This is a genomic window from Lactobacillus panisapium (assembly GCF_019469265.1).
GTDB classification, from domain to species: domain Bacteria; phylum Bacillota; class Bacilli; order Lactobacillales; family Lactobacillaceae; genus Lactobacillus; species Lactobacillus panisapium.
In genome coordinates this window covers 1,166,790-1,189,024 of record NZ_CP048268.1, presented here as the reverse complement: position 1 = coordinate 1,189,024, position 22,235 = coordinate 1,166,790, and the positions used below count along the sequence as shown (strand labels likewise).

The following is a 22,235-nucleotide window of genomic DNA, read 5'->3' as shown; positions in this document are numbered from 1 at the left end:
AGCCGGACTCTTTTTTTGCTAGGTTAAAATAGTCTAATGTCGGTTGGTTCTTTTTTGATATTAGCAATATTAGCAAAATGGTGTTCCCACTGATTAGTTTTGTGTTTAATTGCATCTTGCTTTAATAGGAAATTGAGCAAGATTAATTTATCAGAAGCATCCAAAAAGAGGTAACTTTGCGGAATCGCAATTGACGGTAATATTTGTCTTATTTTTGACAATGCAACTTTCTTTATTGAAGTAGTTGCAAGAATAGGGAGGATACAGCCCGTATTTTTGGGAAGGAAGTAATCATAAATCTCATTAAAATCATCATGTTGGATTCTCTGACCAATCTTTGCTAAGACTTGAGCATCGTCACGAATCGCCGGGGCGCAAGTCAAAAATAACTGAATGCCTCCCTGGGCACCAGTTGTGTAAACAAAGGCCTGAAATTTTTCCTTAAAAAATCTTTTGCGGTACTCAATAATTTTAGTTCCTTGTAAGATCTGGTTGACGTATTCTGGATGAATCGACATTAGTAGTGTTGGTAACTGGGGATCATAAAAATCACTTATTTTTTTCATAGATATTAACCGTTAAAACTTTTATTTTTATAAATTATAACACTTGCAAAAACAAAATTGGGTACATAAAAAGCCTGCAACACTGCAGGCTTTTTATTGAATTAAAATTAATTAATCCTTGTCAACGCTGTCTGGGAATGTAGCTAAACGTTCACCTTCACCGAGTTCTTCTTCGATTTCAAGTAAACGGTTGTACTTTTCAACACGTTCTGAACGAGCTGGGGCACCAGTCTTAAGTTGACCACCGTTAACAGCAACAGCAAAGTCAGCGATGAATGTGTCACCAGTTTCACCTGAACGGTGAGAAATCATGGTGTTGTAGCCATTCTTACGTGAAAGACGGATAGTTTCCAAAGTTTCAGTAACAGTACCGATTTGGTTCAATTTGATTAATGATGCGTTACCAGCACCTTCCTTGATAGCTTTAGTTAAAAGCTTAGGATTAGTACAAATGAAGTCATCTAACACAATTTGAATTCTGTCTTTATGGCTTTGAGTGAATTTGATCATACCATCAACATCGTTTTCATCGTATGGGTCTTCAATTGAAATCAATTCTGGGAACTCATCAAGCAACTTGTCGTAGTATTCTGCTAATTGTTCATCGTCAAATACCTTACCTTCGAAGTGGTACTTGCCGTCTTCTTTGTTGTAGAAGTATGAAGCAGCACAGTCACAAGCAATGGCAATGTCTTCACCAGGCTTGTAACCAGCTTTAACGATAGCATCGTGTAAAGCTTGTAAAGCTTCTTCAGAGTTCTTCATGTTAGGAGCAAAACCACCTTCGTCACCGAGGCCAGTTTCGTAACCCATGTCTTCAAGAACTTTCTTCAAAGTGTGGTAAGTGTTAACAATCTTTTCAAAACCATCACGGAATGAAGTCTTCTTAACTGGGGTAATCATGAATTCCTGTACATCAATACCGTTGTCTGCGTGCTCACCACCGTTAATAACGTTGTGGAAAGTTTGTGGCATTTCAAGGTCAGTACCGCCAAGGTATCTGTACAAAGGTTGGTGACTGTCTTTAGCAGCTGCATCAGCAGTAGCCATTGACACACCTAAAATGGCATTAGCACCAAGTTCAGCCTTGTTTGGTGTACCATCTAATTCGATCATAACACGGTCGATATTAGCTTGGTCGTGTGGGTCTAATCCCTTTAAAGCTTCAGCAATCTTAGTATTAACATTGTTAACTGCTTTAGAAACACCTTTACCACCAACACGGTCGCCGCCATCACGTAATTCAACTGCTTCGTTTTCACCAGTTGAAGCACCTGATGGAACTTCAGCCTTACCTACGACACCGTTTGAAAGAGTAACAAAAGCTTCTACAGTTGGGTTACCACGTGAATCATAGATTTCCAGTGCATGAACATTTTCAATGACTGATTTTAACATCTAAAAACCTCCTAAATAATAAATGCTGTACTAACGTCTAGTACATACATTAAGAGGAGCAAGGGCTCCATCTCTACAGAACAAATTTTAGCCTAACTTTGTGATTATGTAAACATTTGTAAACGATTTCTAGTGTTAAAAAAATTTAAAAAGATTTTGTCGCTTTTTTAAGTAATTTGCTTTATCATTTAGCTATACATTTTTAAGTTTGAATGGTTTATTTTCTATATAAGGATGCTTTTTTATGGAAGAAGTAAAATTAATAATTGATTCTGGCTCTAATGATCGTGCTAGTGAAAAGTTAACAGTTGTTCCTTTAACAGTTACAATTGCAGGTAAAGATTTCCTTGATAATGAAGATCTTGATATGGATGACTTTTTAAGTAGCATGGAAACAAACACAGAAGAAGGAAGAACCTCTTGTCCAAGCATTGATGAATGGCTCAAAGCTCTTGAAGGCAGTAAACGAGCTATTATGTTGACAATTACTAGTGGCTTAAGTGGAAGTTTCTCATCAGCTTACCAGGCAAAACAAATTTATGAAAAAGATAATCCGGGCAGCAAGGTAATCGTGGTTGATTCCCGAACAGCTGGCCCAGAAATTTCAATTATAAGGGAAGAAATTGAGCGTCTAGTTAATAGTAAAACAAGATTTGTAGACATCGAACAAAAAATTTCGCAATATAAAACGCACACTCATCTGCTGGTTATTTTGCAATCATTACATAATTTAGCGTTAAATGGTCGGGTCAATATTGCGGTGGCCAAGGTTGCCAAAATGTTAAATATTGACGTGGTAGGAACAGCCAGTAATGAAGGCAAGCTTGAGCCCATTTCAAAAGTGCGGGGAATGAAACGAGCATTTAAAGAAGTTCTAAAATTAATGGAAGAGCGCAAATACCGTGGTGGACGAGTAATTATTGATCAGTGCAGAAATGAGAAGGACGCAGAAACCTTAAAGCAAAAGATCCTTTCTCTTTATCCGCAAGCTGATATTATTATTCGATCGATGCGCGGATTATGTTCCTTTTATGCTGAAGAGGGCAGTCTGATGATTGGCTTTGATGACCTTTAATTTTTAACAGCAAAAAGCAGTTCAACATGATAATGTGAACTACTTTTTTAGTTAAAAAATCTTATTGAAGTGATACTTATAAATTACGAATTATTCATTATGAGATTAACTTTTTTGCAGAGTTAATCTCTTTTTTGTGCTGTTTCAGACTTAAATTACACGGTTTGCTGAAATCGATTACAATAAACTGTCAAATCATGTTTAAATCTACTTTTTAACGTGCTAAAATATCGTATGGGTAATAATTTACATTTTAATTCGTTATTTGTCTCTTAGGAAACGAATAATACTTTTTCGTGTAGTTTTTTTGAATTTTGAAGGAATTATCTTATTCATTTTTTTGAGTGAGTAAACGGAGGAATTAGAATGGATTTAGTTAAAACAGTTATTGCCCTTATTCCCATAGTTTGGTTAATCATATCTTTGGGTGTTTTTCATGTACGTGGAGACGTTGCATGTGCAATTGGATTTGTTGGCGCAATTGTGCTTAGCGTTTTGGGTTTTAACTTTTCGTTTATAAATAGTATTACTGCTGGTATGGATGGCATTATGATGGCAATTTGGCCTATCATTTATGTAATCATATCGGCTCTTTTTATTTACAATATTAGTAAAAAATCAGGCGGACTTGATACTATCATGTCGATGCTTACTTCGATCACAAAAGATATGAGGATTTTGGTATTGATTCTTGCTTGGGGCTTAGGTGGCTTTTTAGAAGCAGTTGCAGGCTTTGGTACTTCGGTTGCCATTCCAGCAAGTATTTTAATTATTTTGGGAATGAACCCACTTAAAGCTGCAGTTGTGTGTCTAATTGCCAATACGGCTCCAACTGCTTTTGGTGCTGTAGGTTTACCAATTACAACTTTGGCAAAGGTTACGGGGCTTGGATCTACAGAATTATCTTATTTCGTAGCTATCCAATTGTTCTTTTTGATTATGATCATTCCGTTCGTTTTAGTACTGCTTACATCTGGGAAAGGCCTGAAATCTTTTAAAGGAAATGGCGTACTTTTCTCGACGTTTATGGCCGGTTTTACCTTTGCGGTTCCACAAATTTTCATTACTAAATATATGGGGCCAGAATTACCATCAATTGTAGGCGCGATTATTTGTATTTTATCTTTAGTTTTCATCACTAGACTATATGCTAATAAAGAGCAGGAAGCAACACCACAGCCCGATACTGATACTGACACCGATACTAAAACAACTGGAGATAAAATTAAAGCTTGGCTACCATTTATTTTGGTATTTGTCTTAATTATTTTTACCTCTTCACTGTTTCCATCAATCAAGGATGCTTTAGCTAATGTCAAAACAAGTTTTCACTTCTACAATGGCCTTGGTGCTAAACCAGTTGATATAGACTGGCTATCATCTCCCGGTACTCTAATTCTATTATCAAGTTTTATTGGTGGCGCAATTCAAGGGTTATCATTAAAACAAATGCTTTCAGTGCTTTTTGACACGATTAAACAACTGACTAAAACTATTGTAACCGTTTGTGCTATTGTAGGTTTGTCAAAAGTAATGGGTTATAGTGGAATGATTGCTACAATCGCAATCAGCTTGGTTAAATTAACTGGACCTTTTTACCCGGTAATTTCGCCAATCATTGGTGTTCTAGGCATCTTTATTACTGGTAGTGATACTTCTGCCAACGTATTATTCGGAGCTTTACAAGTACAGGCAGCTAACGCGTTGAGTGTTAACCCTTATTGGCTAGCAGCTGCTAATATGGCTGGTGCAACTGCTGGTAAAATGATTTCACCACAAAGTATTGCTATTGCAACTGGCGCCACTAAGCTTGAAGGTCAAGAAGGCATACTTTTGAAAAAGGCTCTTCCATATTGTGTAATGTATACATTGGTACTGTGTGTGATTGTTTTTGTACTTGGTAAGATACTCTACATGTTATAAAGAAGTTCAATGACATATTGACTTTATTTTGTATAATAGCTATCTGTTATTGCAAGTAAAGAAGGACTAATTTCATTTTGAAATTAGTCCTTTTTGCTTATAAAAACACTGCCTTAATAAAAGCAGTGACTACTTTGTTTTAGTTTAATTAGTTGAATTTCTTAGAGTAGAAAAATAAAAATATGCTGCGACAAGGTAAAGCATAAGATGGCTAAAGAAGTAGCACCGATGACATCAGATGGATAATGCGCTTTTAAACTAATCCTTGATATCACTACCATTATCCAAATGACGGCTAGTGTAATTATTAGGCCATTACCAAATTTTGTTCCAAAAAGTTCCCAAATAATTAAGACCATAATAGTAGTTCCTAAAACATGGCCACTAGGAAAGCTATAGCCGTCTTCAAGACTAGAGTGCATGAGTGGCCTCTTACGGTGCATCCATTTTTTTAATAGTAGCCCGCTTAAATCGGTAAAGCCAAGGGTAAATAAAACCCAAAGTGCGGCTAAATCCTTTTGCTCGTTAATTAAGAAACTAGCCAAAAAAATATCCCAAACTACTAAAAGTTTTGGGTCATTAATAAAAGCGATTATTTGCCAACTAAAACCATCATGTCGCCTAACTAATTTGTGGTGGAGCCAATGGTCAAACAGGTTAAATCGACGTGAATTTCTAATGTTAAAAATAAGTAGCACCAGTATTAGAGCGGACATAACTGCAATCCAGATATTTAAATACAAGATAAATCCCTACCTATCAAACTTTATTCGACTGTATTTTACCAGTTACTAAGGTTTCAATATACTTTAAAGGTCACTCTTGAGTAAAACTTAAGGAAATTGCTAATAATCAATGCTTTTGCTCGTCAACTTGTCATTGGTTCAGTTAAAATGCTGAGCAATTTAACTTGAAAAAATTTAGCAAACGAATTCTGTATAGCTTAATAAATCAAGTTCTAATGCATGTCTTAGAAACTTAGCTTGAAAAAATACTAGCTTTAATCATAAAATATTACAATCTTACAAGTCTAAATAGGAGAAATTAGAGGATGAAAAAAACAAGGAAATTTTACCATATTACTCGAATTTGTTCTTGTTTAGTTCTTAGAAAAATACGATCGATTCTTATAGTAGTTTGTAAATCAAATGGAGTTATTTCTTTTAATCTACTTGTTTAAGGATGGATTTTATAACAATCCAATACATAGAAGGAACAAAAATGAAGAAAGAAAACGGGATTATAGAAAGCCTAATTGATATCCACCATCATATTTCTAAATGGAAAAAAGAAAGTTTAGATCGATCAGGACTAAAAAATGCTTATTTAAAACTTGATTTTTGCTTATTGTACTGTATTTTAATGCTAGTGCAAGATTTAAATTTTAATTACGATGGTACTGAAGCTGCAAATGTTATGGGGCCACTTTTTGCTTTTGACGTGGTTGCAGAAATATGGACTGGTTTTTACTATCAACATGCTATCATTCAAAAAAATAAGTCTAATAATATCAGTAATTCAATGAAAAGCTGGATTCTAATTAATACTTTTATAAGGATGGGCCTAATTTCCACGACCATTATATTGTTAATTTGTACTTATACCAAAATGAAATTTCGTCTTCGACCGGTACTAATATTTTCAATAATAACTGGTTTAATAGGAGATGCACTTCAAATTTGTTTTTTAATGAAGATATGTCGAAAATTGCAACAAGAATGTTAATAGCAATTGTTTGTCTTTGCTTAAATTTTCTTGCATCAAATGATGATTCACTTTTTAAAAAATTTATCAGGCGATTTCTGTACGGCATTATAAATCAAAGTCTAATGCCTGTCTTAGAAACTTAGCTTGAAAAAGTACTAACTTTGATCATAGGATATTACGATGTTAAAGGTTTAAATAGGAGAAATTAGAGGATGAAAAAACAAGAAACAGTTCTCGAAGCGTTAAAAGATATTTTTCACCACATAAAAAAATGGGCAGATCCGGATCTAGCTTTAAAGAGAGGAGTTCTGTTACCAGTTGCAATTGTGTTTTTGTGTTTTCCTAATATATTATTTTTTCAAAAAAATGATTTTAAACGTGGCTTGGTAGCAATAATCCTTTTAATCACGGTTTTAATTGATCTTTTTGACTACCAGTATTTACTAAAAAAATGTATTAATAATGGTAAATTTACAACACAAATCGAACATTGTAGTTTAGTTATTTCTGGTTTAAGAGGAATGGTTTTCTTAATAGCGGTAATAGAATTAATCCAGTCTTTAGTCAAAATTAAGCTGAATTTGTGGTTAATAGCTTTGCTTAGTATCGTGGCAATTGCGTTAGGTGTAGTTTTCCAAAAAATATTTATTAGACATTGTTTTAAGTTTAAATAAACAATATGTTAATGCGAATTTAACAGTCAGATAAATAAGGGACAGCTATAAACTTATGTTAGCAAAGCTTTAAACAAAATTAGTAGTTTTAAAAATCTAACTTAAATCTTGAAGCTTTTGGTAAAAATTAATCACAATTATTGATCCGTTGGTTATAGAAATAATTGTTATTAGTGCACCTAAAAGAATTCCCAAGTTATATGAAGGTGAATTTGAAAAAGAGTTAAATAAGTAGCTGTTAAATATTGTAATTACAGAGTTAAAAATTAAGAAAGCAAAACTAGAAACTAGTAATAAAATTAGTTTCTTTTTTTGCTTAAAGCGAGCCCAATCATTGAATAAAAACAAGTAAATAATAGAAAATGCAATATTGATAATTGATGGATAAAGAATAATAGTTTTAATACCAAAAAATCTCAAATAAGAAAGTAAAGTTAAGATCAACACTATTATGTATATCAATAAACTAATGTAATATTTTGTTTTACTATTTTTGATCTCAGTAATATCTTGATGAAGAAAGTCATCTAAAGTAATATTAAAAATCACACTCAGTCTGGATAAGGTTTCAAGATCTGGTGAACTACGATCATTTTCCCAGCTTGAAATTGTTTTTCTTGATACAAGTAATTTATTGGCTAGTTGTTCCTGAGTGAAACCTTGTTTAGTACGATAAAATTTGATTTGCTTACCTAATTCCATTCTATTGAGCCCTTTTTCTATATAATAATATTATTTAAACATTAATTCATTTTCAAAACAATTTAATTTTGGAGCAGAGCTTTTTTCATTTGAAATTTAATTAGGTAGCGTTTACGCCGTTATAACGTCGTTTATTAGTTCCACATCTTTTTATTTTTAAATTAAAGCTTGATATGATGGCTTGTTTACCAATGTCTCATAAACTTAGCTTGAGTAAAGAAAGATTTTGGCTATAAAATAATATCATCATCATGAAAAGAATTAAAAATTAAAAAGGCGGTTTGATATGCTAAAAATTGAACATCTTAGTAAAAAGTATGGTGACAAGGTCGCACTAGATGATATTAGTTTTGTAGCTGAACCTAATAAAATTTTAGGTCTAATTGGTCAAAACGGTGCTGGTAAAACTACAACTTTTCACAGTATTTTGAACTTTATTAACTATGACGGTAAAATTTCATGGAAAAATAAGGAGATAAATGAAGATTGCTTTGATCAGATCGGTTATTTACCTGAAGAGCGCAGTTTAATGCAAAAGTTGACGCTTCAAGAACAAATTGTTTATTATGCTCAACTTAAAGGGATGAAAAAGCAAGATGTGTTAAATAAAATCGATGCTTGGCTTGATCGCTTTGAAGTCAATGGAAATAAATCTGATAAAATAAAGACTTTATCAAAGGGCAATCAGCAAAAAGTTCAATTGATCTGTACTTTAATTCATCAACCAAAATTAATTATCTTGGACGAGCCATTTAGTGGGCTTGATCCGATTAATGCAGAATTACTAAAAACGGCAATTCTGGATGCCAAGAATAATGGAGCTATCATCATTTTTTCTAGTCATGATATGGCAAATGTTGAGGAAATTTGCGATTCACTTTTGATGCTTCGAAAAGGTCAGACTGTTTTAAAGGGTCCGGTTGAAGAAATTCGAAATTCGTTTTCTAAAAATGAAATTCTCGTCAAAACAGTTACACCACTAGCGCAACTAATTAAATTACCGCATGTTCAAACTGTTGAGCAGAGGAAAAATAATCGCTATTTATTAAGAATAGATGATGAAAAAAACGGTCCTGCAGTCTTTACAGCCTTGACAAAGGGTCAGTATATTGAAGAATATCAGCAGCAGGCACCAACTTTAGATGAAATTTTTCGGATGAAAGCGAGTGAAGAGAATGCGTAAATTTGCGATTGTTGCATGGCACACATTTTGTAAACAAGTAAAATCATGGTCTTTCGTGATGTTAATTTTAGGACCACTTTTAATTGTAGCTGTTACATTTGGAACTGTTTATTTTCTTAGTAATAGTTTGGGGGCTACGGAAGACACTTATGCTGTTGTCAGCAATAACCCAAACGTAAGTAAACCTTTTGCAAAAGCTAATTCTAAAGATTACGTTGATGACACAATCAAGACGGTTTCAATTGCTAAAAAGAGCTTACAAAACGATGATATCGACGGTTATGTGGATATCGAAGTTAACAATGGTCGGATTCAAGCCGACTACTTTGGTACCAAGAAAATTGATCCAAGTTTCAAAAAGAGGTTAGTAAAATACCTGAAACAACTTCAAAATGAGCGTAGCAAGAAAGATTCTAAACTAAACTTATCTCAGTCTAATCTGGCTCCTGTACTAAGTGAACATTTGCAGAAAATGTCTGCTAGTCTTGGTGAAAATCCTTATCTTTCTTTATCGACTATATTTGTAATTATGTTTGTTATCGTTGGAATTTATACGAATATTGCCGCACAAGAAATTGCTGCTGATAAAGGAACTAAGGTAATTGAGGTTATTTTTTCAAGTATTTCTGCCGTTAAATATTTTGCTGGAAAGATCACTGGTATTTTAGGGCTTGCAGTTTTCCAATTATTGATTTGGTTAATCATTGGAGCTTCTGGGTTGGTAATAATCAGGCATATACCGCTATTCGCTTCTTTTATGGCGAAAACTAATTTATTAGCTTACGCTAAAGCCATTGTTCAAAGTCTTTTAGGTATTAGACTGGTATATCTTTTATTGGGAATAGTCCTTTTCACTGTTTTAGCTGCTTATTGTGGAGCAGTGGTCAAGCGGACTGAAGATACCTCAAAAGCTACACAGCCTGTTAGTTACTTCTTATATTTAGTCCTGTTTATTGGAATAGCATTTAGTGATATCAGTGCACTAAAGAATCCGGGAATGATTGTTTTATCATTCATTCCCGGATTCTCATCATTCATCATGCCTCTACGCTTGATTACTAAAACGGCTACTAATTGGGAGAGTGCCGTATCACTGCTTATTTTAATTGGATGCATTGTTTTCTTGGTATTTTCTGTTGGTAAATCATATAAACGGTTAATGTTACAAAATGATAATAGGCCATTTTGGCAAAAACTAAAGAAGTCATAGCTAAAATGGACAACAATTATAAAAACAAATTGAGTAAAATTGTAAAATTAATTTTGCAGTTTTGCCAATATCATGTATAATTATGATTGTTGTGGAGAGTTGGCAGAGTGGTAATGCACCGGACTCGAAATCCGGCGAACCAAGTTTTCCTTGGCGCGCAGGTTCAAATCCTGTACTCTCCTTAGAATTAAGAGAAAAAGCTTGTAGCATATCTGCTTACAAGCTTTTTTAGTCTTTTTACACGGCAAACGCACGGCATAAAGATTCTATTTAATTTCCACACATTTTTGATTTATGTCTGCCGTCAAGATAAACACCCAACTAAAAAACTAGTTGGCTATTTCTTTTATATAAATTAACTGTATCAGCTAGCATTCTATCTGGGATGCCATATTGCTCAATAAATTGAATTGGCTCATCAAAACTGTCATATTGGTTTGAGGCATATTCAAAAATCAAACTTAGTGAGAAAAGATCTGCACGCCGTTCATTTGGCGTTAAAGGTGTACCACAATAATTGGATAAACCTGGTTCTCCAGCTAAAATATGACCAATTTCGTGACCAATTATGAAGGGTAATTCTTTTTTATTTTTCCAATTAATATTGATAATAATCAAGCGCTTGCTTTTGTCAGACAAAGAACTGTATTCTGGTTTGGTAAATATTTGTAAAACACCAATTTTGTGTTTAAAAGCATAACTATATAGCCAGGCAATCAAATTACTCACGTCGTTTACCTCTTTCAATATCTGAATCCATAAGATTTTTAATAATATTAAGATAATCATCAGGAATGGGTCTGCCACGATAGGATAATATTTCATCATTTTCAATATCAATCGCATGGCGATTCTTGGTATTGATAGGGGAGGGATCATCTGTATTACCAAGTAGATAATCGGTTGAAGTATGTAAAACATTAGCAACTTTTTGCAAGTTATTACTTGTTGGGGTTTGCTTTTTCCAGCGATAAATTGAATTAGTTCCTATACCAGCTAAATCATTTACTTTTGCTAGAGTTAAATGATGCTTTTTGGCTAATTTCTTTATTCTTTCAAATGTGCACATATCAAGGATCTCCCTATCCCTGACAAAAATATTAGCGAATTCACTATTATTATGTTGACTATTTAGCGAAAACGAGTAATAATATATTTGTCAATTAAATCACTTACGGTTTTAAGTAAATAAATGACCACTGCAATTGTATGGGGATACTGTTCAATAGCATTTATTTACTATGCCTTCATATTAGCGTTTGCGCTAATATAAGTCAATCTTATTACGCGATTTAATGATGGAATTATTTACGTAGAATGGAGGAAGTGAAGAATATCGATAAATTATGGAGCTAGTAACTTGTAATTATAAAGTGAAGTAAAAGTTGAAAGGGTAGATTATCGCACACTATTAAAAGTTGAGCGAAAATTCTAAATATTAATGGGGTAACGTCAAAATGGTTAGCCCTTATTGAAGCAAGCCATAATGAATACACATTAGGAATATTTTATTGAATATGAAGTGCAACCAAACAGTTCGACATTTTATAATAAGCAAATCTTGATACACGATTTCGATAGTCAATTGAAGTCGTGTATTTTAATTTGACTTGTAATTGTTGGCCTGCTGGACTACTTTGTCATATGTTTTTTGCGAACGTGCTCTTAAACATCGGCTTTAAGTTCATGTTTAAGTAATATCAACTTGAATGACCATTCTTTAAAGTCTCTGGCTAGCCAATAACTTTCTTCAGGTCCAGCCCTATAATTTCGTTCCAAGTTGAAGATTTTGCTTTAACTTACTTAAATAATTTTGCCATTGAAAAACGACCTCCAAAATTGTCCTAATTTTGGGGGTCGTACCACTTTTTTAAAGTTCTTTGGTGTAATTTTAAGAAAATATGTTTAATGACGACTTCAATTCTTTGGTTTTAAATGGTCTGCGTAAGTCCGAATGTTGTTTTGTACAAATTCCTGTGGTTGAATTTGAAAAAGCGAATCTGGAAAGGAATGTTGCATAATGGCTTGACCCAAGTTAAGTAGAATTAGATTATCAATTTCCACTTTCAAGTCAATGTCCTGGGCAATTTCGCCATTATTTTGCATTTGCGCAAATTTTTCTTCTAGAATATTTCTGATTAAATCAAGTAATCTTTTAATCACTTTTTTTAGTTCAGGTAATTTCTGTGATTCACGTATACCGGTCAAAAATAATGCTAAGTGTTGTTCAATAAAACCTTGGTAGATTACAGAAAAATTCATGATATCTTTTTCAATGTCACCAACAAGCTGGTAATTATCCCCGACTGTTTGAATATCTTGACGATATTCGGCTACAAGTTGCTGCAAAATACTATACTTATCTTTAAAGTGTCTAAATAAGGTACTTTCATTAACTTGTGCGGCTTGAGCAATTTTTTTGGTAGTTGTTCCTTGATATCCATTTTGAATTAATAAATGTGAAAAAGCTGCCAAAATCCTTTGTTCAACATCACCAGCCATGTTGATCACCTGCCTTAACTTAATTCATCAAATTTTAACGTTGGTTGCTTGTGTCTTATTGTAACAATTATCATATTAACTAACAAGATTCCTACCATGAGTAGCCAAAAGCCGATTTGTTGCTCCGAAGAAAATGTCCCTCCATAGAGGAAATTAAGGTCAGACTGAATACCGTAGTATACCGGGGATATGTAATGAACAAGATTAAAGAAAGAATTCATTCCAATCAGTGGAATAATTCCGGCTCCTGAAACGACTTGAATCATTGTCAAAATAATATTAATCGGAGTTCCGATTTGTCCTAATAGTAGAAGTGCTATTGTGTTGAAGTTGTAGTAAAGGAAAATTGCCAATGTATGGCCAAACATGATGTTCGAATAATTTGCCATGGATCCTGGTAAAATTTTAAGATCAATCGCACTCACAATTAGGCTCGCTAAAAATGCTATCAGTAAATAAGTACATTCCAAATATGCAAATGACTTCCACCGGCCGATTTTAGACGCAAATTTAGCATATACACCATAAAGAAGTAGTGCTCCCATGAGCGTTCCTAAATTAAGTGTGATGTTGATAAAGAAAGGGGCTAGGGCATTGTTTAAACCCTTCGGAACAGAATTGCGGTGCTGAATAGTAAAAGAAGAAGTTTTACTCTGTTGTGCTAGTGCCTTTTGCTTGCTTTGAGAAATGATTTGCTGCTTTTGCTTCAAAGCCTTCTTTACTACTTGTTTTTGTCTAGAAGCGGTTTGCGTTTTTAGCTTTTTAATTAAAGCTGGCTGCATTTGTTTGGGTGCTTGAGCAATTGAGCGTCGAGCAGTATTTATTTCAATTTCTGCGTTTGCCTTTTGCTTATTTAGCTCTAATTGCAATTTAGCTAGCTGTGGCTTGGCTATTTTAATTGTCTGACTTTGAACTTGTATTTTCTTGTCAATTTCTTGGCCCATTTTATTGGCTACCGCATTCAAAGAACTGCTTACCGACATTTGGTTTGAATCATTAAGATAAAATTTTACTTTAACGTTTTTGCCATGTAAAAGGTTGTGCTTGAAGTGTGCTGGAATTGCTATCAGCAGGTAACTCTTTCGCTGATCTAGATTCTGTTTTCCTTTTTTGAGATCAGAACTAATTTTTACATGTTTGAACGGAGCTTTAGCTTTAATATTTTCAGCCAGGTCCTTGCTGTCAGGGTCTTGATTAATAATTTCGATAGGCAATTCTTTAATCTTGCTTGGCATATTCTTATACCCTGAATCATATATCCAGAATACTAGTCCACCAAAAATAACGGTAATCAACAGTGCAATTACAGTTCCGCGACTGCTGATAAATTTTTTGAAATTCATAATTTTAACCTCACTTTTTATTTTGTGTTTGGTGTAGAATAGCATCTTTAATTTTTTAATGCAAGCAAGTACTTGCTTTTTATTGAACAAAAAGATTTTTTGGGGAAAGCAAAAAAGGGTGAACTAGCTGGTTCAGCCCTTTTGCTTATAAATATTTTTTTCTTTAGCTTTTACATCAAAAAAATCTGAATATCCAAATAATTAAATTCAGTAAGCCATGACAAAAAATAGCCATTTTAATGTCTTTAGTTATTAAATATACTAGTGAGTAACTTAACACAGTAAAAAATATTTGCAAAGTTGCCCATGAGAGCATGTTTCCATGGGCAAAAGCAAAAAGCAGACTAGTGAGAAGAACTGCTAGCCAAGGATTAAGCTTTTTGAAGATCCCACCTTGTAAGCTACCTTGAAATAGCAATGATTCAAATATAGGACCCGATATAACCAAGGTGAAAAAAACAATCGCGCCTAGTTGAGTGTGAAGTAATCTAATTAAGTCATCGTCTGTATTGCCTACATTCACAATATTTCCAATTAACACTTGGATAGAAAGTGACAATATTGCAAAACCGAAGGAAATCAGTAGATTTTTTATGCTTAGTTTGATTGACCAGATCGGCGTGCCGTTAACTTTTTTATAAAGCGGATAAACAGACACAAAACCAACTAGACAGCCAATTATCAGAACCAATACATGGTGCCAAATATTGACATTGTTCCTTGTTTCATTGTCACATATTATATATGCAAGTGTTGGCGCCTCCATAAAAATAAAGGAGAACAGAAACCAGATAAAGAAACCAATGGCTTTTAATAAAGATAAAGTTATTTTTCCTAGTTGCTTCATAATGCCAGATGTTCCTTACTTATATTTAAAGATGCCTAAAAGTTCAGACAACTCGATTAAATCTTCAAAAAGATTTTTAATTATCGCTAATATTTTGACTAAACTCATAGCCACAATGACTACTCACTTGAAATAGGTCAAATATTTCCTAGGTCTTGTTTGTAAAAACCACTTTTTTCCCAAGACATGGGACATATACCTAAATCGGGCTAGCTGTCCAAAGAATGTGCTTTTAAAGTAATTACATTCACTTTTCTTAAAAGACCTAGCTATAAAAATAAAGAGTGTCTACAAACGCTCTTTATTTTCAGTAGTAATCTATCTGACTAATTTATACCAGCCCTTAGCTTTCGGACATTGCCAGAAATATTTACCATGAGCTTTAAAATAGCCGTTAGCCCAACCCTTATGAGTTACCAGCCATTCGTAACTAGCAACATCACGAATATGAACTTTTTGACCTTTTCGCAGTATTTTGGAAGCAACCGCATGGGTCTTATATAATGGATAAGCAATTTTCATTTTATAAATTTTGACTGGCTTAATTACTCTGACCTCGCGCGGCTTAAAGTAATATTCTTTCCAATATTTTGCCTGAACGTTTCGCCCAAAAACATTCAGGGATAACAAAACGCCAAAAATGACTAAAAATGACATTAGTAAAGATTTCCGTTTCATATAGACCTCCTAATTTAATTACTAATATTATCTTGTTATAAACAATAGTTTGCCGATACTTAATCTTAGTTGCAGTCAAACTAAAGCTATATTGATATATTTGCACTATTATCGAATTTAGACAAGAGCAGATTTATTACTCTTTTATCATTTAGCTAGTCCAAGATAAATTTTGATTTTATGTTCAATAAATTTAATATCTTCATTGAGTTGATCCTGTTCTTGATGCAATAAATCCAATTGTTCAAAAAGAAGGACCAACCTTTGTGGAATTGTTTCGTCACCCTGGTAACGCAATTTGGCGTATTCCTGCATTTTTTTAATACTCATGCCGGTTTTCTTCAGTCTAAGAATAAACTTGACCCAGTTGATATCTTTATCTGTATATACACGACGGTTGTTTCTGTCGCGGCTTGAAAATATTAATCCCTGCTTTTCGTAATATCGCAGCGTATCAATCGACAGACCACATAATTTAGAAAATTGACCAATAGAATATTGCATAATATTTATCTCTTCTCATCTGTTTTTTAAGATAATAATTACATTCAACTTTTTTTGTGTCAACCTAAAAAAAGTGGTTGACGTGGAGTATACTCCAGCATTTATTCTATAGCAGTAATTTGAATTAGCGAAAAGGAGAATAACATGGCAGAAAATAATCGTTACGAAACTGGTTTAAAGAATTTAGCTAAAGTTGATCAAGAAGCTGGTCAAGCAGTCATTGATTCATTAGCAGGTTTGCCAGAAGATGTTGGTAAATACATTATTGAATTCGCATTTGGCGATATTTATGATCGTGGTGTTTTAGACTTAAAGCAAAGAGAAATGATTACTATTACTAGTTTGCTTTCACAAGGCGATACTGCACCACAATTAAACGTTCACATCAATGGTGCTTTAAATGTTGGATTAACTAGAGAAGAAGTAATTGAGACTTTCATCCAAGCCATTCCTTATGTTGGCTTTCCTAAAGTTTTAAATGCTGTTAATGTAGCTAAACAAGTATTTAAAGACCGTGACGAACAAGGAAAGTAAAATTTTAATTATCAACTAAAACTAGAACCAAAAAATATACAAGTAAAAAAATCACTTCATTATCAGAAGTGATTTTTCTTTTAGATAGTTCTTAAAACAAGATTTGTAAATAAATTAGTAATAATTATTAATAATAACGGCCTTTGCGATTACATTAGTTTCATTGGAGTAGATATGGGGATTGGTTGGATTAAAGAAGATGGTGTCATCTTTTTTCAACAGATTTTTCTGATTATTGACCGTAATCCATAATGTTCCGGCTATTACCATTACATATTCTTCGGAATTTGATGAATGCCCAACAGATTTATATTGTGAATGTGGATCTAGCTCCATTTGAAAAAGCTCAAAGCGTCGATGAACTGATTGGGGAAAATAATTAAAAATCCGGTAATGACCATCGGCGGAATGTTGCTGCAGAATTTTACTTTTTTGAATAATTGTTGGTTTATTAAGGTCAGAATCTTCTAAAAGAAGAGTATAGGGAATATTAAGTCCAGCACAAATCTTCCAGATTGTGTTGATTGTCGGATTAGTTGTTCCACCTTCTATTTGTGAGAGCATACTTTTACTAATACCCGCAGCTTCCGCTAGCTGACTAATATTTAGTCCGGCTTTAAGCCGGTAAAACTTAACATTGTGGGCAATAATCTGATTAATTTCCAATTAGCTTCTCCTTAAAAAGTAATTGACTTTATCTAAAGTTCGTCGTAAACTTTGTTAAATCTAATATATTGAACATAATTATTATATATTGAACAAAAGATTATTGTAGCAAATTAAACTTGCTTTTGCTTAGGTTCAAATAATTTTGCTAGTTAAACCTAGTTTACACTATTTTATGCAAATAGTTTTTAAGAAAAAGGGAAAGGTAGATGAGTAGATGGATAACTCTTTATCAAGACATGCCGCATTTGTTGAAACAATCCCAACAGTATTTGGCTATTTAGGAATTGCTGCTGCTTTTGGCATCATTGGCCGCGCGAGTGGATTTTCAATCTTAACAGTTTGCTTAATGTCAATTATTATTTATGCCGGATCCGCCCAGTTTACTACAGTAAGTATGCTTGCGGCAGGGAGCCCGATTTTGTCAATCATCCTAGCGACCTTTCTGATTAATTCCAGAATGATTTTAATGAGCACTACATTGGCACCATATTTTAAAAAAGATAGTGTAGGTAAGGGAATAGCCATCGGCACCTTGCTGACTGATGAAAGTTTTGCACTTGGGGTGAACAAATTAAACTATACAGGCGATCGGCTGACTTTTACCTGGCAGAATACGACTAATACTATTTCGTATTTGACTTGGGTAATTGCAACTGCTTTAGGTGCATTTCTCGGGGGCTTAATTACCAATCCGCAAAGATTGGGCTTAGATTTTGCCATTGTAGCAATGTTTATTGGTTTATTGTACCTACAGATAATTAGTGATAAAAAAATGAAACAAGCTTTACAGGTGACAGTAGTCTTGATAACAATGGTTTTAACTTACTTATGCATGATTATTTTACCTGAACAGTTAGTTATTCTTGTGGTGACAATTTTAGGGTGCATATTGGGGATGGTAGTGAAACATGTCTTTTTCTAACTACACAATGTTAACAATTATTGGCTGCGGAATTGCCACTTGGCTATCGCGAATTTTGCCATTTGTTTTATTAAAAAAATTTACTTTACCTAAAATAATAGTTGAATTTCTATCATTTGTACCAATTGTAATCATGGCATCTCTTTGGTTTAGTAGTTTATTTACGCCAAGTCTAGGACATCTTCCCAAAGTTAATGTGGATTATGTTTTGGCATCACTACCCACCTTTATTGTTGCCTTAATTAGTAAATCGTTATTGGTAATCGTTTTGGTGGGCGTAATTTCGTTGGCCTTATTACGTTTAATCTGAGCCACATTGGGAATACTTTTTACTCCTCTTGCATTGGTCTGCACTCCAAGGTTTATAATAACTGCAAAATTATTAAACATAGTTGATTGAGGAATACGCATGGAAACAGTTAAATTAAACAATGGAATTGAAATGCCGCTTTTAGGCTTTGGTGTTTTCCAAATTACTGACAATAAGGAGGCAGAAAAGGCTGTCTTGACAGCATTGGATGCAGGTTACAGGCTAATTGATACAGCTAGCTCATATGGAAATGAAGAAGCAGTAGGACGAGCAATTAAGAAGAGCGGAATAACAAGATCAGATATTTTTGTTACTACTAAATTATGGGTCCAGGACACAGGATATGAAGCCACTAAAAGAGCAATCAATGAATCATTAAAAAAGTTGCAGTTAGATTATCTTGATTTATACTTAATTCATCAACCTTATGGTGATGTTTACGGCTCTTGGCGTGCAATGGAAGAAGCATATGAATCTGGGATGAGTCGTGCAATTGGTGTATCGAATTTTGAACCTGACCGAATTTGGGATTTGGCTTTGTATAATCACGTACGACCAGCCGTTAATCAAATTGAGATTAATCCTTGGATGCAACAACAAGATGCTGTTAAATTCTTGCAAGACAAAGCAATTCAGCCAGAAGCTTGGGCACCATTTGCAGAAGGGAAAAACCAGATTTTTAGTAACCCACTTCTACAAGAAATTGGATTGAGTCACCATAAATCGGTGGGACAGGTGATTTTAAGATGGCTAATTCAGAGAAAAATAGTTGTTATTCCAAAATCTGTTCATCGTGAGCGAATTGTGGAAAATAGTAATATTTTTGATTTTACTTTAACTGATCAAGAAATGACCAAAATCAACGGGTTAGATAAACGACAAAGCCAATTTTTTGATCATCGCGATCCGGCTGCGGTTGAACGTATTTATAATATGATTCGCTGATGTGAGGAGATTTTTTGAATATTAATGAAGTTAGCTCCCAGTTTAATTTATCAAAGGATACACTACGCTATTGGGAGAAATGCGGTTTAATACCAGCAGTTAGGCGGGACACTAACGGCTATCGTGAATATAGCGAATATGATCAAAATTGGATTTTTTACATTAAAGCTTTACGTCAAGCTGGTGTTTCGGTTAAAAGACTGCAAGAATTTGTGGCTAAATATCAGCAAAAACAGCCACCTAAAGAGCGTAAAAAACTACTTGTGTCTCAGCTAAAAGAACTAAAAAAGCAAGCAATGAACTTACAAAAAGCGATTGATTACCTTGATTTTAAAGTCACACATTTTGATGATCAGCTGCTTACTTATGAAAATGAAAAATTGGCTTATGAAGGAAAAGCAAAAAAGGATTTACAAAATTAAGTTTCTTTCGTTATAATAATTAAAAAATTAAAAAATTTTCGGTTGGAGTTCAAGACTTTCAAGAATTGTTCCTAGGTTTGGGTTGCCTAGGTAACTTCTTGGAAGTCTTTTTTGTGTGAAAGTTGAAGGAAAAATGGAACAAATAAAACTAGTAATTTTAATCTTATTATTCGCCCTAATCGGTGGGCAAATTAGCGTAAGGAGTAAGCTGCCTGCCGTGATTGGCCAATTAATTGCAGGTGTCATCCTTGGTCCGGCATTTTTAAATTGGGTCAGACCAACTTCACTAATTAAAAATTTAGCGGAAATTGGCGTTATCTTGCTGATGTTTTTAGCTGGCCTTGAAAGTGATTTGACTATTTTAAAAAAGCTTTGGTACCCCAGTTTGCTTGTGGCACTGATGGGAATGATTGTACCAATAATTGTTGCTTATTTAACAGGATTATTGTTTGCTTTTGCGCCAATTGATTGTCTTTATTTGGGATTAATTTTTGCGGCGACATCAGTCTCAATTTCTGTGGCTGTTTTACAGGAATTAGGTTGTCTTAGAAGTAAGGAAGGGATGACCATTCTCGGCGCGGCTGTAGTTGATGACATACTATCAATCTTGTTGTTAAGCATCGCAAGCAGTTTGTTTAACACGCAAAGGCCAGTAACTACAGCAAAATATGAATTAGCATGGCACATATTTTGTCAGATAGGCTATTTAATAGTACTAATCATTGGTAGTTTTTGGCTAGCACCAAGGTTGGTTAAATTGTGGACTAAGATTACTGTGCCGGCAGCTAACGTCCTTTTGTTATTAGTTATGATTTTAGTAGCATCTTTTGGTGCAGAATTTGTTGGCTTAAGCGATGTGATTGGTGCCTTTTTTGTCGGACTTGCTTTTAGCCAGTTAAATGAAAAAGCGAAACTGCAAGAAAATTTTACGACCATTGGCTATGGCTTTTTTATTCCGCTTTTTTTCATCAGTATTGGACTTGAGATGACGTTAACTGGAATCTGGCAAAATATTGGGTTATTTGTACTACTTTTAATTGGTGCAATTTTATCTAAATGGGGTGGTGCTGGTATTGGTGCTAAACTATCTGGTTTTTCCTTTTTGAGTTCAATTCAAATCGGGGCAGGAATGGTTTCGCGTGGTGAAATGGCCTTGATTGTTGCCCAGATTAGCAGGCAAAAGCACTTTTTAACTTCTACTACTTATTCATTAGTGGTGGGAGTCATTATCTTAACAACTTTGATTGCCCCATTTTTATTAAAGCTAGTTTTTACAGATAAGCAATAAATTGTTCAAGTCAGAATAATTTTGGATTTACGAATTAAATGCTATGATAGATTTCGTGTTTGCACACAAATAAAGACATAGATAGGGCGGTATTAATGAAATTTCAACCTAATAATAATTTATTTAGTATTAAATGGTATGTAAGTCAAATGCGTGGTTGGAGCTTTAAAACTTATATGCTATTGATGCTAGGGATCGGCGTCATTATCGGTACGACAATTTCCTCACCAATTGATTTAATTGCGTTTGTGACGATGATTGCAGCTATCATGGGCTTTACGTGTACGTTGGCTATTACTAATGCAAGACCGATTAACGGTGTATTGGGCTTATTATCATCAATTATTTACATTATTGTTTCGATATATGCTAAAAATTATGCCAATGTTGTTTTGCAGGCAGCCTATATTTTTCTATTAGACTTGCCCGTGCTATTTTTACCAGCTTGGACAAAAGATGCAGAAAAACATATTAGGGGGCTCAATTTATCCAAGTGGGTTTATACAGTTTGCTTTTTTATCGTGGTAACGGGTCTGCTTTACTTAATGGACACAAAAATCTTTATTAGTCCAAGGCCATGGATTGATGCAATCGCCGGTGCAATTGGCATCACTGGCTCAGTCCTTTGCACGTTTCGTTTTCGGGAACAGTACTACTTTTGGTCAATTCAAGGAATCTTTGCGATTATTCTGTGGGGTGTTACTGCTTTTCAGGGTGACGCAAATTTAACGTTATTTTTCACGTATATTCTATATTTAAGTAATGACCTGCTAGCTTTTACTGACAAGCACACTAGTTGGTTCCATTAAAAAAATAAAAGGTGAGATCCTCTA

At 34.0% G+C, this 22,235-nt stretch carries 25 protein-coding genes and 1 tRNA gene; 14 read left to right on the top strand and 12 right to left on the bottom strand.

The window, feature by feature from the left end; genetic code table 11:
• Nucleotides 1-23 precede the first annotated feature (23 nt).
• On the bottom strand, nucleotides 24-566 hold the full coding sequence (locus tag GYM71_RS05635) for an ASCH domain-containing protein (RefSeq protein WP_220219751.1): 543 nt from the start codon (nucleotides 564-566) through the stop codon (nucleotides 24-26).
• A 111-nt stretch (nucleotides 567-677) separates the two neighbouring features.
• Entirely contained in the window at nucleotides 678-1,964 is a 1,287-nt protein-coding gene (gene eno, locus GYM71_RS05630; protein WP_103751734.1) for a phosphopyruvate hydratase, read from the bottom strand.
• 244 nt (nucleotides 1,965-2,208) lie between these two features.
• On the opposite strand from eno, the gene GYM71_RS05625 reads away from it, so the two are divergent.
• Entirely contained in the window at nucleotides 2,209-3,039 is an 831-nt protein-coding gene (locus GYM71_RS05625) for a DegV family protein (protein ID WP_220219750.1), read from the top strand.
• Between the two features lie 366 nt (nucleotides 3,040-3,405).
• Entirely contained in the window at nucleotides 3,406-4,962 is a 1,557-nt protein-coding gene (locus GYM71_RS05620; RefSeq protein ID WP_220219749.1) for an L-lactate permease, read from the top strand.
• Nucleotides 4,963-5,123: 161 nt separating this feature from the next.
• Here GYM71_RS05620 and GYM71_RS05615 read toward each other — a convergent pair whose 3' ends face one another.
• Entirely contained in the window at nucleotides 5,124-5,678 is a 555-nt protein-coding gene (locus GYM71_RS05615; RefSeq protein ID WP_220221184.1) for a phosphatase PAP2 family protein, read from the bottom strand.
• A gap of 505 nt (nucleotides 5,679-6,183) precedes the next feature.
• Between GYM71_RS05615 and GYM71_RS05610 the strand changes: the two genes are divergently transcribed.
• Nucleotides 6,184-6,687, top strand: coding sequence for a hypothetical protein (locus GYM71_RS05610; protein WP_220219748.1), 504 nt, complete (start codon nucleotides 6,184-6,186; stop codon nucleotides 6,685-6,687).
• Nucleotides 6,688-6,881: 194 nt separating this feature from the next.
• The gene (locus tag GYM71_RS05605; protein WP_220219747.1) at nucleotides 6,882-7,343 is read left to right on the top strand and encodes a hypothetical protein; all 462 of its coding nucleotides are present in this window, start codon (nucleotides 6,882-6,884) and stop codon (nucleotides 7,341-7,343) included.
• A gap of 96 nt (nucleotides 7,344-7,439) precedes the next feature.
• Here GYM71_RS05605 and GYM71_RS05600 read toward each other — a convergent pair whose 3' ends face one another.
• A complete protein-coding gene (locus GYM71_RS05600) occupies nucleotides 7,440-8,045 on the bottom strand; it encodes a helix-turn-helix domain-containing protein (protein ID WP_220219746.1) in 606 nt (201 codons plus the stop codon).
• Between the two features lie 286 nt (nucleotides 8,046-8,331).
• On the opposite strand from GYM71_RS05600, the gene GYM71_RS05595 reads away from it, so the two are divergent.
• The 3 genes from GYM71_RS05595 (at nucleotide 8,332) to GYM71_RS05585 (ending at nucleotide 10,620) form a co-directional block, all read left to right on the top strand.
• On the top strand, nucleotides 8,332-9,228 hold the full coding sequence (locus GYM71_RS05595; RefSeq protein WP_220219745.1) for an ABC transporter ATP-binding protein: 897 nt from the start codon (nucleotides 8,332-8,334) through the stop codon (nucleotides 9,226-9,228).
• Nucleotides 9,221-10,438 (top strand): ABC transporter permease, encoded by a 1,218-nt coding sequence (locus GYM71_RS05590; RefSeq protein ID WP_244986854.1) that lies wholly within the window; start codon nucleotides 9,221-9,223, stop codon nucleotides 10,436-10,438. The genes GYM71_RS05595 and GYM71_RS05590 overlap by 8 nt, the downstream gene beginning before the upstream one ends.
• Nucleotides 10,439-10,531: 93 nt before the next feature.
• Nucleotides 10,532-10,620, top strand: a tRNA-Ser gene (locus GYM71_RS05585).
• Nucleotides 10,621-10,759: 139 nt separating this feature from the next.
• Here GYM71_RS05585 and GYM71_RS05580 read toward each other — a convergent pair.
• The 7 genes from GYM71_RS05580 to GYM71_RS05550 form a co-directional block, all read right to left on the bottom strand.
• Nucleotides 10,760-11,167: an ImmA/IrrE family metallo-endopeptidase gene (locus GYM71_RS05580; RefSeq protein WP_220219743.1), complete on the bottom strand. Its 408-nt coding sequence runs from the start codon at nucleotides 11,165-11,167 to the stop codon at nucleotides 10,760-10,762.
• On the bottom strand, nucleotides 11,160-11,507 hold the full coding sequence (locus tag GYM71_RS05575) for a helix-turn-helix domain-containing protein (RefSeq protein ID WP_103751723.1): 348 nt from the start codon (nucleotides 11,505-11,507) through the stop codon (nucleotides 11,160-11,162). The genes GYM71_RS05580 and GYM71_RS05575 overlap by 8 nt, the downstream gene beginning before the upstream one ends.
• An 848-nt stretch (nucleotides 11,508-12,355) precedes the next feature.
• Nucleotides 12,356-12,940 carry a TetR/AcrR family transcriptional regulator gene (locus tag GYM71_RS05570; RefSeq protein WP_220219742.1) on the bottom strand — a complete coding sequence of 195 codons (585 nt, stop codon included), beginning with the start codon at nucleotides 12,938-12,940 and terminating at the stop codon, nucleotides 12,356-12,358.
• 14 nt (nucleotides 12,941-12,954) lie between these two features.
• Nucleotides 12,955-14,283, bottom strand: coding sequence for an ABC transporter permease (locus tag GYM71_RS05565; RefSeq protein ID WP_220219741.1), 1,329 nt, complete (start codon nucleotides 14,281-14,283; stop codon nucleotides 12,955-12,957).
• A 175-nt stretch (nucleotides 14,284-14,458) separates the two neighbouring features.
• Complete coding sequence (locus GYM71_RS05560; RefSeq protein WP_220219740.1) at nucleotides 14,459-15,130, bottom strand: CPBP family intramembrane glutamic endopeptidase; 672 nt, start codon at nucleotides 15,128-15,130, stop codon at nucleotides 14,459-14,461.
• Between the two features lie 318 nt (nucleotides 15,131-15,448).
• Nucleotides 15,449-15,808: a hypothetical protein gene (locus GYM71_RS05555; protein WP_220219739.1), complete on the bottom strand. Its 360-nt coding sequence runs from the start codon at nucleotides 15,806-15,808 to the stop codon at nucleotides 15,449-15,451.
• 147 nt (nucleotides 15,809-15,955) lie between these two features.
• Nucleotides 15,956-16,312 carry a MerR family transcriptional regulator gene (locus GYM71_RS05550; RefSeq protein WP_220219738.1) on the bottom strand — a complete coding sequence of 119 codons (357 nt, stop codon included), beginning with the start codon at nucleotides 16,310-16,312 and terminating at the stop codon, nucleotides 15,956-15,958.
• Nucleotides 16,313-16,456: 144 nt separating this feature from the next.
• Between GYM71_RS05550 and GYM71_RS05545 the strand changes: the two genes are divergently transcribed.
• The gene (locus GYM71_RS05545; protein ID WP_103751717.1) at nucleotides 16,457-16,846 is read left to right on the top strand and encodes a carboxymuconolactone decarboxylase family protein; all 390 of its coding nucleotides are present in this window, start codon (nucleotides 16,457-16,459) and stop codon (nucleotides 16,844-16,846) included.
• 114 nt (nucleotides 16,847-16,960) lie between these two features.
• Here GYM71_RS05545 and GYM71_RS05540 read toward each other — a convergent pair whose 3' ends face one another.
• Nucleotides 16,961-17,512 (bottom strand): helix-turn-helix domain-containing protein, encoded by a 552-nt coding sequence (locus tag GYM71_RS05540; protein ID WP_220219737.1) that lies wholly within the window; start codon nucleotides 17,510-17,512, stop codon nucleotides 16,961-16,963.
• Between the two features lie 217 nt (nucleotides 17,513-17,729).
• Here GYM71_RS05540 and GYM71_RS05535 point away from each other — a divergent pair, with 217 nt between their 5' ends.
• From GYM71_RS05535 to pnuC, 6 genes are all read left to right on the top strand, one after another.
• A complete protein-coding gene (locus GYM71_RS05535; protein ID WP_220219736.1) occupies nucleotides 17,730-18,437 on the top strand; it encodes an AzlC family ABC transporter permease in 708 nt (235 codons plus the stop codon).
• The gene (locus tag GYM71_RS05530; protein WP_220219735.1) at nucleotides 18,424-18,747 is read left to right on the top strand and encodes an AzlD domain-containing protein; all 324 of its coding nucleotides are present in this window, start codon (nucleotides 18,424-18,426) and stop codon (nucleotides 18,745-18,747) included. Before GYM71_RS05535 ends, GYM71_RS05530 begins: the two co-directional genes overlap by 14 nt.
• Nucleotides 18,748-18,846: 99 nt before the next feature.
• Nucleotides 18,847-19,692, top strand: coding sequence for an aldo/keto reductase (locus GYM71_RS05525; RefSeq protein ID WP_220219734.1), 846 nt, complete (start codon nucleotides 18,847-18,849; stop codon nucleotides 19,690-19,692).
• Between the two features lie 14 nt (nucleotides 19,693-19,706).
• The gene (locus GYM71_RS05520) at nucleotides 19,707-20,114 is read left to right on the top strand and encodes a MerR family transcriptional regulator (protein ID WP_220219733.1); all 408 of its coding nucleotides are present in this window, start codon (nucleotides 19,707-19,709) and stop codon (nucleotides 20,112-20,114) included.
• 133 nt (nucleotides 20,115-20,247) lie between these two features.
• A complete protein-coding gene (locus GYM71_RS05515; RefSeq protein WP_220219732.1) occupies nucleotides 20,248-21,402 on the top strand; it encodes a cation:proton antiporter in 1,155 nt (384 codons plus the stop codon).
• A 95-nt stretch (nucleotides 21,403-21,497) separates the two neighbouring features.
• The gene (pnuC, locus tag GYM71_RS05510) at nucleotides 21,498-22,211 is read left to right on the top strand and encodes a nicotinamide riboside transporter PnuC (RefSeq protein ID WP_220219731.1); all 714 of its coding nucleotides are present in this window, start codon (nucleotides 21,498-21,500) and stop codon (nucleotides 22,209-22,211) included.
• The last annotated feature ends 24 nt before the right edge of the window (nucleotides 22,212-22,235 follow it).